This is a genomic window from Thermohalobaculum xanthum (assembly GCF_016623495.1).
GTDB classification, from domain to species: domain Bacteria; phylum Pseudomonadota; class Alphaproteobacteria; order Rhodobacterales; family Rhodobacteraceae; genus Thermohalobaculum; species Thermohalobaculum xanthum.
The window spans coordinates 738785-750854 of sequence record NZ_JAEHHL010000001.1 but is presented as its reverse complement, the minus strand read 5'-3'; the positions used below and the strand labels follow the sequence as shown (position 1 = coordinate 750854).

Annotated in this window: 12 protein-coding genes; 7 read left to right on the top strand and 5 right to left on the bottom strand. The window is 68.2% G+C overall.

The genetic code is table 11. The annotated features are described in order from the left end of the window. Positions 1-10 precede the first annotated feature (10 nt). On the bottom strand, positions 11-2113 hold the full coding sequence (locus H0I76_RS03535; RefSeq protein WP_200607134.1) for a TonB-dependent hemoglobin/transferrin/lactoferrin family receptor: 2103 nt from the start codon (positions 2111-2113) through the stop codon (positions 11-13). A 365-nt stretch (positions 2114-2478) separates the two neighbouring features. Between H0I76_RS03535 and H0I76_RS03530 the strand changes: the two genes are divergently transcribed. The 7 genes from H0I76_RS03530 to H0I76_RS03495 all read left to right on the top strand — a co-directional run bounded on the left by H0I76_RS03530 (position 2479) and on the right by H0I76_RS03495 (position 8899). Further along, the gene (locus H0I76_RS03530) at positions 2479-2676 is read left to right on the top strand and encodes a hemin uptake protein HemP (protein ID WP_200607132.1); all 198 of its coding nucleotides are present in this window, start codon (positions 2479-2481) and stop codon (positions 2674-2676) included. An 11-nt stretch (positions 2677-2687) separates the two neighbouring features. Continuing rightward, the gene (locus H0I76_RS03525; RefSeq protein WP_200607130.1) at positions 2688-3164 is read left to right on the top strand and encodes a hypothetical protein; all 477 of its coding nucleotides are present in this window, start codon (positions 2688-2690) and stop codon (positions 3162-3164) included. A 49-nt stretch (positions 3165-3213) separates the two neighbouring features. Beyond that, positions 3214-4473 carry an imelysin family protein gene (locus tag H0I76_RS03520; RefSeq protein ID WP_407704248.1) on the top strand — a complete coding sequence of 420 codons (1260 nt, stop codon included), beginning with the start codon at positions 3214-3216 and terminating at the stop codon, positions 4471-4473. A gap of 248 nt (positions 4474-4721) precedes the next feature. Further along, complete coding sequence (bfr, locus tag H0I76_RS03510) at positions 4722-5213, top strand: bacterioferritin (RefSeq protein ID WP_200607126.1); 492 nt, start codon at positions 4722-4724, stop codon at positions 5211-5213. Between the two features lie 11 nt (positions 5214-5224). Beyond that, positions 5225-6763: a di-heme oxidoreductase family protein gene (locus H0I76_RS03505; RefSeq protein ID WP_200607124.1), complete on the top strand. Its 1539-nt coding sequence runs from the start codon at positions 5225-5227 to the stop codon at positions 6761-6763. After that, complete coding sequence (locus H0I76_RS03500) at positions 6763-7800, top strand: imelysin family protein (RefSeq protein WP_200607122.1); 1038 nt, start codon at positions 6763-6765, stop codon at positions 7798-7800. The genes H0I76_RS03505 and H0I76_RS03500 overlap by 1 nt, the downstream gene beginning before the upstream one ends. A 61-nt stretch (positions 7801-7861) precedes the next feature. Further along, complete coding sequence (locus H0I76_RS03495) at positions 7862-8899, top strand: DUF1513 domain-containing protein (protein WP_200607850.1); 1038 nt, start codon at positions 7862-7864, stop codon at positions 8897-8899. A gap of 23 nt (positions 8900-8922) precedes the next feature. On the opposite strand, the gene H0I76_RS03490 is transcribed toward H0I76_RS03495, so the two are convergent. Genes H0I76_RS03490 through H0I76_RS03475 form a run of 4 tightly spaced genes read right to left on the bottom strand, consistent with a single transcriptional unit; the run spans position 8923 to position 11586 of the window. Further along, entirely contained in the window at positions 8923-9936 is a 1014-nt protein-coding gene (locus tag H0I76_RS03490) for an energy transducer TonB (RefSeq protein WP_200607120.1), read from the bottom strand. After that, a complete protein-coding gene (locus H0I76_RS03485) occupies positions 9936-10337 on the bottom strand; it encodes a biopolymer transporter ExbD (RefSeq protein WP_200607118.1) in 402 nt (133 codons plus the stop codon). Before H0I76_RS03485 ends, H0I76_RS03490 begins: the two co-directional genes overlap by 1 nt. Positions 10338-10340: 3 nt before the next feature. Continuing rightward, positions 10341-10727 (bottom strand): ExbD/TolR family protein, encoded by a 387-nt coding sequence (locus H0I76_RS03480; RefSeq protein WP_200607116.1) that lies wholly within the window; start codon positions 10725-10727, stop codon positions 10341-10343. A 4-nt stretch (positions 10728-10731) separates the two neighbouring features. Then, the gene (locus H0I76_RS03475; protein WP_200607114.1) at positions 10732-11586 is read right to left on the bottom strand and encodes a MotA/TolQ/ExbB proton channel family protein; all 855 of its coding nucleotides are present in this window, start codon (positions 11584-11586) and stop codon (positions 10732-10734) included. Positions 11587-12070: the final 484 nt, after the last annotated feature.

The following is a 12070-nucleotide window of genomic DNA, read 5'->3' as shown; positions in this document are numbered from 1 at the left end:
CCTCGGCTCCTCAGAAGTCGTAGCTGACGCCCAGCTTGAAGGTCAGCCCGGGCTGGTTGAGCCCGTTCGGATGGATGCGGTATTGGCGGTCCGTCAGGTTGTCGATGCCGGCGGCGAGGGTCGCGCCCTCGAACGGACCGCTCGTGGGCACCCAGTTGGCGAACACGTCGAAGACCGCATAACCGGGCGTCTCGAGGCTGCCTGCCGGCACATCGTCTTGGCCGTCGGCAAAGGTCGCACGCCCGCCGATCTCTACATCTCCGACGGGGCGAACGCCGGCAGTCAGGACCAGCCGGTCCTGCGGGATCGAGGCAAGCGCGCCGCCCGACCGGTTGCGACCGCGCGGGATCGTCAGCCCGGCGCCCGTGAACCAGAGGCCGGCATCGTAGGTAACGTCGGCCTCGAAGCCCCACAGGTCGGCATCGACATTCTCACTGCGGGTGGTTCCGTCGAACTCGACGAGGCCTGTTCCGGGATTGAATGTGCCGGTCGAGAAATCGATGAATGTCACCTGAGTGTCGACGAAATCGTCGACGCGCGAGAAATAGACATTGCCCGAGAACGAGAGGCGGCCCCCGGAGCCGAGGAAGTCGGGCGCATCGTAGCGTCCGCCGATCTCGAACTCGAGCGCGCGCTCAGGGTCGAGATCGGGGGCCGGCACAAAGACATTGTTGCCGGTGAATGCCATCCCCGGCCCGAGCGAGAAGCCCGGCACCGAGAAGTGGACGCCGTCGGTGTAGAGTTCGGTGAGCGACGGTGCGCGGAAGGATCGCGCGACATTGGTATAGAGCTGGAAAGGCTCGACGGGGCGCCACGAGACGCCGAGCCGCGGCGAGACCTGATGCTCGGTGCGGCTTTCGTAGCTTCCCTCGGGATCGAGGTCGAACAGGTCGAAGCGGAGCCCGGGCGTCAAGGTCACGGTCTCGGTCACGTCGATGTCGGCCTGGGCGAACCCCGCGAGGAAGAGGACGCTGGCGTCGGGCGCCTGAGGGCGTGGCGCGCCGTTTCGGGTTGCCTCCTGCCGATCGCGGTAGGTCTCGACGCCATAGGTCAGGCGGAGCGGCAAGCCGATGTCGAAGCGCGAGCGGTTGACGGCCTCGAAGCCAAGGGTGCGGTAATCGGTCTTGTCGAGCCGACCGTCGGCAATCCGGTCCTCGGTCGCGCGCGTGTCGTTGTAGTACGCAAGCACCGACAGATCGACGAGCTCCGATCCGGTGGGCGCCCAATCCCAGCCCAGACGGACGCTGTCGTAGTCGAGGGTCCGGCCCACGACGGTTTCGGGTGTCGACGCGGCGTTGGCATTGGGCGGCGTATCGCCGTTGTCGCTGTAGTGCGTGTAGCCAAGCTCGATGCGATGGGCGTCGGAGGGCTGCCAGCCAACCTTGACGAGGCCGTTTAGTGTGTCGATCTCGGAGTTCAGGATCGGGTCCCCATTGCCGTCATCGATGTCGCTGAACATCGGGCGGTAGGCGAGGAATGCGATCGCGTCGAAGGCGTCCGCACGCACTGCGCCCGTCGCGCTGGTCAGGAACTCGTCCCCCTGGCTCGAGTAGCCGAGCTTCACGCGCCCGCCCCATCCTTCGTCGCCCATCAGGATGTCGTCGGCGTCCTTCGACTCGAGCAGGATCGCCCCGCCGAGCGCACCCGAGCCATAGAGCGTCGACGAGCCGCCCCGCAGGATCTCGACGCGCTTGAGGATGTCGGGGTCGAGAAAGAACCGGCCACGGTGGTCGAGGTTGAAGTTCTGCCGCGCGCCATCGATGCGCACTGCCACCTGCTCGTCCTGGAAGCCACGGATGTTCGGCTCCTGCGCGATGGCGCGCGGGCCTCCGGATATGGTGACGCCGGTCTGATCCCCGATCAGTTCCTCGTAAGTCGAGGGTTGCCGCCGCAGCACCTCCTCCTCGCCCACGATGTTCACCGCATTTGGCGTGTCGAGGAGATCGCGCTCGTCGCGCGAGCCCGCGGTGACGATGATGGGCGACAGTTCCAGCGGATCGCTCGATTGCTCCTGCGCGAGCATGTCGCCAGGGGTGAGCGCCGCTCCGCCCACCGCTACGAGTGTGACGACCGAGCGGTGCCGGATGCCTCGGAATGAAGATGAACCACGCATGTGCCTGCCTCTTGACCCTAGAAGGAACCGCGGGCTTCCGGGCAGAGGCTGGGTGGCGTGAAGCGGTAGCCGGTCACTAGTGAATTCAGACTAAATTTGTCAACAATTAAATTCCTGCACGCTGCGTGCCCACACGTTGGCGTTAAGCGTCAGATTCTTCGCGTGATTTTAGCTGCGGCAAGGGCAGCCGCAAAAAATCAGACAAAATCAGTCGGACACTCTTTTTCCGAGCGAAACACTCTGCTATTCACGAGTCGATGCAAGCCACCGGCACGGGGTCCGGAAGCCAGCCGTGACAGTGAAACCCTCTTTTCGAACGCGCTCGCCCGGCCCTCGCCGGGCGCCGGGAGGCTTGGATGGATTACATGGCAGGACGTGGACATGGGGAGCCCGGGGCGACGCCCCGTTTCGACGGAAGTGCGAAAGCAGGAGTTGCCGGGGCAGTCGCGGACATCGACAGCAAGGCGCTGTTCGGCGCTGCCAAGGTCGTGCTGATCCGGCATGGCGAGGACGTCTATACCTTGCGCATCACGCGCTCGGACAAGCTGATCCTGACGAAGTGATGGGCGGCTTCATGAAATGGCGCCGGGAAGGCTCCGGGCACCCGGAAGCCGAGGACCGGACAGGCTGGCTTGCGGACGCCGATCCGGTCGAGCAGGGCTTCGTCCTGATGTTGCGCTCGTGGCTGGATGGCCCACAGGCGCAGGCTGCGCTTTGGGATGCGCTGGTGCGATCGGCCGGGGTGACGGGTGCGCGCCGCATCCTGGCGTGCTTCGAGCAGCTGATCGATGTCCTGGCCCGAAGTGCGCTGCGCCCCTTCCGGCGTCACGCGACCCGTTGCCCATGCCTCGGCGCGGACGAGGCCGCACTGTCGGGCATGGTCCGGGCAGCGGCGCGGGGTCGGCGTGCGGCGGCCGAGTCGCACGTGCGCGGCCTGCTGCGCGAGGCCGATCTCGTCGAGGTTGTCGAGCGCGCCGCCCGGCTCGGCATGCAGCTCGACGAGGCTGGTGCCTATCCGACGACGTCGCGCGAGGCACGAACGCTGCATTGAGAATCAAGAGGACAGAGACGTGATCGAGAGGTTGGAGGGCAAGATGAAGATGGCGAAGTTCATGGTGGGGGCAGTGGTGACAAGCGTGATCGCCGGCCATGCCGCCGCCGCGGAGGCGCCCGACAAGCAGGCCGTCCTCGACACCTACATGGCGATCGCCGAGGCGGCCTATGGCGACAGTCTTGTGTCCGCGCGCGCGCTTCATGCTGCCGTCGACGCGTTGATTGCCGCTCCCTCGGAAGTCACGCTCGCCAATGCCCGGGCCGCATGGATCCGAGCGCGCGTGCCCTATCAGCAGACCGAGGTTTATCGCTTCGGGAACCCCGTGGTCGACGCCTGGGAAGGCAAGGTGAACGCCTGGCCTCTCGACGAGGGGCTGATCGACTACGTCGCGGGCGGCGGAGCGACTGACCTCAACCCCTATGCTGCGCTCAATATCATTGCCAGCCCCGAGATCACCGTTTCAGGCCGAACAATCGACGCGTCCACCATCACGCCGTCACTGATCGGGGAGCTTCACGAGCTTGACGAGATCGAGGCCAATGTCACCACCGGCTATCACGCGATCGAGTTCCTGCTGTGGGGCCAGGACATCAACGGAAGCGGGCAGGGCGCGGGCCAGCGCCCCGCCACCGATTTCGACCCGCAGGCCTGCACGAACGGAAATTGCGACCGGCGCGCCGCCTACCTGAAGGCCGCGACGGACCTTCTCGTCACCGATCTGGAATGGATGGCGGCGGCCTGGTCGCCGGGCGGTGAGGCGCGGGCCGAGCTGCTGGCGAAGGGTGCCGATGGCGGCATCGTGTCGATCCTCACCGGGATGGGCAGCCTCTCCTACGGCGAGCAGGCGGGCGAGCGGATGAAGCTCGGGCTTCTCCTCAACGACCCCGAGGAAGAACATGACTGCTTCTCGGACAACACCCACAACAGCCACTACTACGACGGGCTGGGCATCCGGAACGTCTATCTCGGCCGCTACGTGCGCATCGACGGCTCGGTCGTCGAGGGGCCCGCGGTGACGGACCTCGTCGCCGCCGCCGATGCAGTGGCCGACGCGCGGCTGCGCGACAGCCTCGATGCGACCATGGCGGCGCTGGGGGGGATCAAGACGGCGGCCGAGGCAGGCACCGCCTATGATCAGATGCTGGCACCCGGCAACGCCGCCGGCGAGGCGCTGATCCAGGCCGCGATCGACGCATTGGTCGCGCAAACCCGCGACATCGAGCGCGCCGTCGCGGCCCTCGCGCTCGAGCCGATTGCGTTCGACGGGTCGGACAGTCTCGACAATCCCGGCGCCGTGTTTCAGTGAGGCCGCGATGATCGTCTGCTCTTGCGCCGTCATCACCGACAAGGACATCCGCAGTGCCGTCGAATGGATGCGCGCCGCCGACCCGCAGGCGGTCGTGACGCCTGGCAAGGTCTATCGCGCGCTGGGCAAGCGACCCGTCTGCGGGGGCTGCGTGCCTCTTTTCATTGCGAACATGGAACTTGGTATCGACAATCCGCTACCCATGCACTTGCGCGGGCTCCGCGCAATCACACAGGAAGGACGGGCAAATGAAGGGCGAAGCGAGCGTCATCGAGTATCTGAACCGGGCACTCCGCAGCGAGCTGACAGCGGTGAACCAGTACTGGCTGCATTATCGGCTGCAGAGTGATTGGGGCGTCGGCAAGCTTGCCGCCAAGTCGCGCGAGGAATCCATCGAAGAGATGCATCACGCCGACAAGCTGATCGACCGGATCATCTTTCTCGAGGGGCATCCGAACCTCCAGACGCTGGATCCGCTTCGCATCGGACAGAACCCACGGGAGACGCTCGAGGCCGATCTCGCCGCGGAGCATGACGCGCGCGCGCTCTACCGCGAGGCCCGTGAGCATTGCCATTCGATCGGGGACTACGTGTCGATGAAGCTCTTCGAGGAGCTTCTGGCCGACGAGGAAGGGCATATCGACTTCCTCGAGACACAGCTCGACCTCTTGGCTGCGATCGGCGAGGAGCGCTACGCACAGCTCAATGCCGAGTCTGCGAACGACGTCGGCGAGGACTGACTTCCCTTATGATGCCGCCCGCTTCCCTTGTTCCTCTGCTGAGGGCCGCGGCCATCGGCACTTGCCTTGGCGCTTCCGTGGTGGTGGTTCATGCCGGTCAGGGTGACGCCATCGCCACGGCCGAGCCGCACCTTTCCATCATCCCTCGCGCGGCGGCCGAGGCCGCGCGGGTCGAGCAGGTGACCACGCCGGCCACGGATTTCTCAGCGCCCGAGAAGTTCGAGGCACGGCCGGCGGGTGCCGCGACCTCGCTCAAGCGCGTCAACCATGACGCCTTTTCGCACGCCTCGGCCAACATGCCGTTCGAGCGGGAGATGGATTTCAAGGTCGGCAACGGGCTCTTTCGCAAGGTCTGGGTCGCAGCGCCGTCCTCGACCGAGGCCTCGGACGGGCTTGGCCCGCTCTACAATGCTCGGAGCTGCCAGCGTTGCCACATCAAGGACGGCCGCGGCCATCCATACGAGGGGCAAGACGACAACGCCGTATCGATGTTCCTTCGGGTCTCGGTGCCCGGCGGCGCTCCGGGGCCCATTCCAGGCAGTCACCGCGTGCAGCCCGATCCGGTCTATGGCGAGCAGTTGCAGGATTTCTCGATCCCCGGTGTCCCGGCGGAATACCGGCTCGACGTCAGCTGGGAGGAAATCGAGGTCGCGCTTTCAGGGGGCGAGACGGCATGGCTGCGGCGCCCGACCTGGCGGGCCGAGCAACTTGGCTATGGCCCCCTTGCCGAGGGGGCGATGCTCTCGCCGCGCGTCGCGCCGCAGATGATCGGGCTGGGGCTGCTCGAAGCAGTGCCCGCGGCCGACATCCTGGCCTTGGCCGACCCCGAGGATGCCGACCGAGACGGCATCTCGGGCCGGCCCAACATTGCCTGGTCGCGCGAGTTTGACCGTCCGATGCTGGGCCGCTTTGGCCTCAAGGCAGGGGCCCCGACGATCCGCCAACAGTCGGCCGCTGCCTTCTCGGGCGACATGGGGCTGTCGACCAGCCTATTCCCCGCAGGCGCGGGCGAGTGCACCGATGTGCAGCCTGAATGCCAGGCCGCTCCCGATGGCGGGAGCCCCCTCGAGGTTGACGACGTGGCGCTCGACCTCGTGACCTTCTACAGCCGCAACCTGGCCGTCCCCGCCCGGCGTGACGTCGACGACCCGCGGGTGCTTCGCGGCAAGCAGGTCTTCCACGATGCCGGCTGCGCCGCCTGCCACACGCCGAAATTCGTGACCCACCGGCTTGCGGACCGGCCTGAGCAGAGCTTCCAGCTGATCTGGCCCTATACTGACATGCTGCTGCACGACATGGGCGAGGGGCTGGCCGACAACCGGCCCGAGGGGCTGGCGGATAGCCAGGAGTGGCGCACGGCGCCGCTCTGGGGCATCGGGCTCACGCAGACGGTCAGCGGCCACAGCAAGTTCCTCCACGACGGCCGCGCGCGGAACCTGCTGGAGGCGGTGCTCTGGCACGGTGGCGAGGCCGAGGCCTCGCGTGCGCAGGTGGTCGAGATGCCGCCGGCGGACCGCGCTGCGCTGCTCACTTTCCTCGGATCGCTGTGATGTTGCGCCTGATCCTGGCGGCTGCCCTCGCGCTTCTGGCACCTTCGGCTCGGGCCGAAACCGACCACCGGGCGGTGGCGACGCGGATCCTCGAAGCCGTGATCCTGCCCGGGTCGGATGCGTTTGCCGACGCCGCGGCGCGCCTAGCCGACGCGGCGGCGGCCGAGTGTGCCGAGGTCGACGCTGCGGTGCTGCGCGAGCGGTTTCACCTGGCTTGGGACGCCTGGATGGCGATCCAGCACTTTCGGTTCGGGCCGCTTCAGGAGGGGGATCGCGCCTTTGCCATCGCGTTTTGGCCAGACGAGCGGGGCGCGACCGGGCGCACGGTCGCGCGCGTCCTGAAGGCGCAAGATCCGGCCGTCGACGATCCAGCGGCCTTCGCGGAGCTTCCGGTCTCGACACGGGGGTTCTTCGCGCTCGAGCGGCTGCTCTGGGACGATACGGGCTCGGCCGCGCCGATCGACGATTACCAGTGTCGCTATGTTGCGGCTGGCGCTGCCGATCTCTCGCGCCTTGGCGCCGAGATCGCGGCACGGTGGCGCGACCCCTGGGCCGAAACGGTCACGACGGCGGGCGAACCCGGCAATGTCACCTTTCTCGCAGCTTCCGAGGTGACGCAGCGCCTTCTCGCGGTCATGCTCGCGGCACTGGCCGAGACCCGGAAGGACCGCATCGCCACCCCGCTTGGCAGCTTCGACCGGCCCCGCCCGCGGCTTGCCGAGGCATGGCGGTCGGGCCGTAGCCTGAGGCAGATCCGACTTCTGCTCGAGGCGGTCGAGGCGACGGTCCGCAGGGGCTTCATGCCCGAGCTGTCCCCAGCGCGAGCCGAGGCACTGGATGCCGCGTTTCGCGACGTATTCGCGCGGCTGGCGACCGCCGAAGAGGCGGCGCCGCTGTCCGAGGCGGTCGCGGGGCAGGGTAGGATCAGGGTCGAGGCGCTCGGTCAGGCGGTCGCGCGTCTGGAGGTCGCGGTCCGTGACGGGCTCGGCCCCGACCTCGGAATCACGCAGGGGTTCAACGCTGCAGATGGGGACTGAGGTGCGACTCACGCGACGGCGTTTTCTGTCCCGGACCGGAGCATTATGCGCCGTGGCTACCATGGCAGCGCCCGGCTGGGCCGCGGCGGGAGCGCCCGCCTACCTCGCCGCCGCGCGGAGCGTGGACGGCGCCTATCGCCTCGCCGGCCTCGACGCGTCGGGCGCGCCAATCTTCGAATTGCCGTTGCCCGGGCGCGGCCACGCCGCGGCGGCGCACCCTCTTCGGCCCGAGGCGGTCGCCTTCGCGCGGCGCCCTGGGGCCTTCGCGCTGGTGATCGACTGCGCGGCGGGGCACGAGACGGCGCGGCTGGATGCTCCCGAAGGGCGGCATTTCTACGGCCACGGTGCGTTCTCGCGTGACGGTGCCATGCTTTTCACGACCGAGAACGCCTATCAGACCGGCGAAGGCCGGATCGGTGTGTGGGACGCGCGTGATGGCTATCGCCGGATCGGCGAGGTTGCCTCGGGCGGGATCGGCCCTCACGATATCTGCCTGACGCCGGACGGCTCGATGCTGGTCGTCGCCAATGGCGGCATCCGGACCCATCCGTCGAGCGGGCGCGAGAAGCTCAACCTCGACACCATGCGCGCCTCGCTCGCCTATGTTCGCGCGTCCGATGGCGCGTTGCAGGCCGAGGCACGGCTGCCGGAGGCGCTGCGGCTCGGTTCGATCCGCCACCTTTCGGTTGCGCCGGACGGACTTGTTGCCGCGGCGATGCAGTGGCAGGGAGACCCGGACGAAGGCGTGCCGCTGCTGGCCTTCCATCGACCGGAATGGCCCGGTCTGTTGCTGGCTGAGGCTGAACCCCATGTCCTGGCGCGTATGAAGGGCTATGCAGGAAGCGTCTCCTTTGACGCCGTGGGTCGCGCAGCGGCGATCACCTCACCACGCGGCGGTCTGGCGCTGGCTTGGGATCGGCAGGGCGCGCAGATCGCTGGCTGGGCACGCGAGGACGTGTGCGGCATCGCCTCCGGCGCAGGCGCGGGATGGGTTGCGACCGACGGGCTCGGTGGCGTCACCCTGCTCGACAAGGATCTCGCCCCGATCGCCGCGAGCCGAGCACCGGGTGCCTGGGACAACCATCTCGTCGGTCTCTGAGCCGTCGACGCGCGGTCCGGGCATCAACGCAACTGGAACGCAACCGGAATCACGAAGCTGAACTCGGCTCCCGGTAGCTCGACGGGGGCGCTGGGGTAGCGGTCGACCGTGCGGGCCGCGTCCAGCGCAGCCTCGTCCAGGAGTGCCTGGCCGGACGAGCGCGCGATATCGGCACCGATCAGCCCGCCGTTGCGTGAGATCGTGACACGCAGCGCCAGCATCCCCTCGATCCGGCGAAGGCGGGCGCGTCGTGGATACGATTTTTCACGCTCGATCGCGGCCCGCACCGCGGCGCCGAGGCTCAGCTTTGCGTCGGCGGCTCCACCCCCTCCCGCCGTGCCGGTGCTTCCCGACCCGGCCGAACCGTTTCCGGTGGAACCGGCGGCAGCGTTTGCCACCGCCGAAATCGGGTCTGAGCCTTCAGTCGCATGCTCGGACGGCGCCGAGCGGGCGTTCGGCTTCGCGGCCTCCGGCGGCTTTCGGGCTTCAGTCGACGGTTTCGGCGGGGCGTCATCTGCAGGTTCGCCGCGCGCGGGGCGATGCGGAAGGATCTCGCTCGGCAGGTCTGGCTTTGGACCGGGAATGGCGGCGGTCACGGGGCCTGCAGCCCTCTCCGAGGCCGGCTTCGCCACTGGCTCCGCCGGGGCCGTGACGATTTCGGACCGCTCTGGATGCTCCGCCATCGACGGGGCCTGCGTCGGGGTCGGAAGAACTCCGAGCGGCGAAAGCCGCGCGACCGCGAGGGGCGGGGGCTCGGGCCGCCGCGCGGTTCCCGGGGCCGACATCGCCGAATGAACGCGGGGCGCCAGCGACTTGGGGTCGGATGAGGCGATGAGCTCGGGCGGCTGGGCGGCGGGCTCTGGCTGGACTTCCCATGCCTCGACCAATGCCATGACCTCGGCGGGCGCGGCGGTGATCGACCTGATGCCGCCACCTCCACCGGCTTCCGGAGCGTCCGGATGAAGGGCGATGCCCAGCAGCGCAAGGTGCACCAGCACCGCCAGGATGAGGAAGAGCGGTCCCTCGGCGCGGCGCATCACGGCGCGGGCTCCGTCACGAGACGGGCCTGTGATACTCCCGACTCGGCAAGTTCGGACAGCAGGCGCGCGATCGCCGCGCCGTCGGCCCGCCGGTCGGCGCGAATGAGGAGCGGGGCGCCTTTGGCCCTCACATGGCTGGCTGCTGCATGCACGGCGCTCGCGCCTCGGGTCTCGCGCCATGCCAGGCTGCCGTCGGCGGCGACGTGCAGTGCATCGGCCGCGGTGGGATCACTTTGGGCCGCGCTCTCGTCCCGGCTCGCGGGCGGGATCGTCTCGAACGGCTGGGGCGGCGCTATCGTGGCGGTCATGAGGAAAAAGACCAGCAGCAGGAAGACCACGTTGATCATTGGCACGATGCTCTCGGCTCTCGTGCGGCGAGCTGGGGTGGCGAAGTCCATGTCTCACTCCGCCAACACGACGCGACCGATCCCTGCGGCGCCGAGTGCATCGAGCACGCCGACGACGGCCTGCAGGTCGGCGCCGCCGGATGCGCGCAGGACGACCAGAGCATCGTTGTCCGGCATCAGCGGACGCAGCGCCTCGGGCAGGGCCGCGAGGTCCACCGAACGCCCGTTCAGTCGCACCCCCTCCGGCGTAACCGTGACGAGGCGCGGCGCGCCGCGATACTCGCCGCCGCCGGCCAGTGCCGCGCCCACGGGGATCGCCTGCTCGATGCCGAAGCGGGCCGCCAGCATGAAGAACACCAGCAGCAGGAACACAACGTCGATCATCGGTGTGAGGCTAGGGCGGCGCCGACGCGCCGGCCGGCCGAAGCTCGGCGTCGCCATCGTTTCACTCGGCCGCGCGGGCGAGCGCTGGTGCCTCGGCCCGGACGAAGACGCGCGTTGCAAGATCCTCCATGTCGAGGCGGACGCGGTCGGTCACGCTCTCGAACCATGTAAGTGCCGCGGACGCGGGGATCGCCACAGCCATGCCCGCGGCGGTCGTCAGCAGCGCCTCCCAGATCCCGCCGGCGAGCGCCGAAGGGTCGGTACGTGTGCCTGCACTCTGGAGCGCCTGGAAGGCACCGATCATGCCCAGAACGGTCCCGAAGAGCCCCAGCAGCGGCGCCACCGTCGCGATCAGCTCAAGCGCGCGCAGGCCCGAGCCCACCTCGGCCAGAAGGCGGCGGGCGACGCGTGTGGTCTCGTCCCGCGCATCGTCGGTCGCGCCGCCGTGGAGGCGCACTGCACTGAACGCGGTGGCAACGAGACGATCGCGTACCCCCCGGCCGCGCAGAACCGCCTCGGCCGCGGCCGCATGATCGCCCCGGCACCAGAGGGTCACCGCCGTCTCGGCATTCCGGCCGCCCCAGGCACCCATGCGGGCAAGTCGCCACAGTTTCAGGAAGACGAGCGCGAGAGTCACGACCGAGAGGGCCGCGATCAGCCACATGGCGATGCCACCCTTGTCGAGGAACTCCGCACCGCGCGTAAACAGGTCAAGCGCGGGGTCGGTTGCTCCGGGGTCTGGGATGGCCTCGGTGCGCGAGATCTCGGCTGTGACCCCGGTCTCAGGGGTCGATGATGCCGTGTCTGCAGTCGTGGGCGTCGCCAGGCCGTCGGCCGACGAAGCGTCGGCACTCGACCCAGTGGCCTGCGGATCCGGTGCAGCCAGCGTGGTAACGTTGGACGTCTGATCCGTCATGTCACGGCCTCCCGCCGGATCGACCCCGGTTGCGGCTGGCGTCGAGCACCGCTTCGTGACCGGATGCAGGGCGAGGAAAGCTCTTAGAGCGAGTCCCGCGGATCCCGTGGACGTTGCGCTTCTTCCTTCGGATATCGTCGGTCGTGCCAGCCATGTCCGAGCGAGACAGCGCGTCGACCGCGGCCCGAGGCCGGATCGCCGGAATCGTGCCAGCCTGCATCGTGTTGTGCTGCCGGCAGAATTGTTCAATCTCATGCGCAACGACTCTCTGCGCTGCGACAGATACGATTTTCGCGCCGGCGGGAAAGGCATCGCGCATCCCGGTTCCCCTCAGGTCAAACCTACCGTTCTCGAGCTTCGGAAGGCTGCCTGGCGGAATGCTGGGTGAGCTCGGCTACATCGGCTAATTTATCAGATCGATTTAGTCAACTACTCGCGCAAACCGCATCGGGAAGTGCTGGCCAATGCGTGCACAGCGATCCCA

Bases quoted from the DNA above. Each gene is read 5' to 3' on its own strand.
- H0I76_RS03490 (WP_200607120.1), bottom strand. From the start codon at position 9,936: ATGCGCCGCGCCGAGGGACCGCTCTTCCTCATCCTGGCGGTGCTGGTG.
- H0I76_RS03530 (WP_200607132.1), top strand. From the start codon at position 2,479: ATGGCAGGACGTGGACATGGGGAGCCCGGGGCGACGCCCCGTTTCGAC.
- H0I76_RS03480 (WP_200607116.1), bottom strand. From the start codon at position 10,727: ATGGCGACGCCGAGCTTCGGCCGGCCGGCGCGTCGGCGCCGCCCTAGC.
- H0I76_RS03525 (WP_200607130.1), top strand. From the start codon at position 2,688: ATGAAATGGCGCCGGGAAGGCTCCGGGCACCCGGAAGCCGAGGACCGG.
- H0I76_RS03535 (WP_200607134.1), bottom strand. From the start codon at position 2,113: ATGCGTGGTTCATCTTCATTCCGAGGCATCCGGCACCGCTCGGTCGTC.
- H0I76_RS03485 (WP_200607118.1), bottom strand. From the start codon at position 10,337: ATGGACTTCGCCACCCCAGCTCGCCGCACGAGAGCCGAGAGCATCGTG.
- bfr (WP_200607126.1), top strand. From the start codon at position 4,722: ATGAAGGGCGAAGCGAGCGTCATCGAGTATCTGAACCGGGCACTCCGC.
- H0I76_RS03500 (WP_200607122.1), top strand. From the start codon at position 6,763: ATGTTGCGCCTGATCCTGGCGGCTGCCCTCGCGCTTCTGGCACCTTCG.
- H0I76_RS03520 (WP_407704248.1), top strand. From the start codon at position 3,214: ATGGCGAAGTTCATGGTGGGGGCAGTGGTGACAAGCGTGATCGCCGGC.
- H0I76_RS03505 (WP_200607124.1), top strand. From the start codon at position 5,225: ATGCCGCCCGCTTCCCTTGTTCCTCTGCTGAGGGCCGCGGCCATCGGC.
- H0I76_RS03475 (WP_200607114.1), bottom strand. From the start codon at position 11,586: ATGACGGATCAGACGTCCAACGTTACCACGCTGGCTGCACCGGATCCG.
- H0I76_RS03495 (WP_200607850.1), top strand. From the start codon at position 7,862: ATGGCAGCGCCCGGCTGGGCCGCGGCGGGAGCGCCCGCCTACCTCGCC.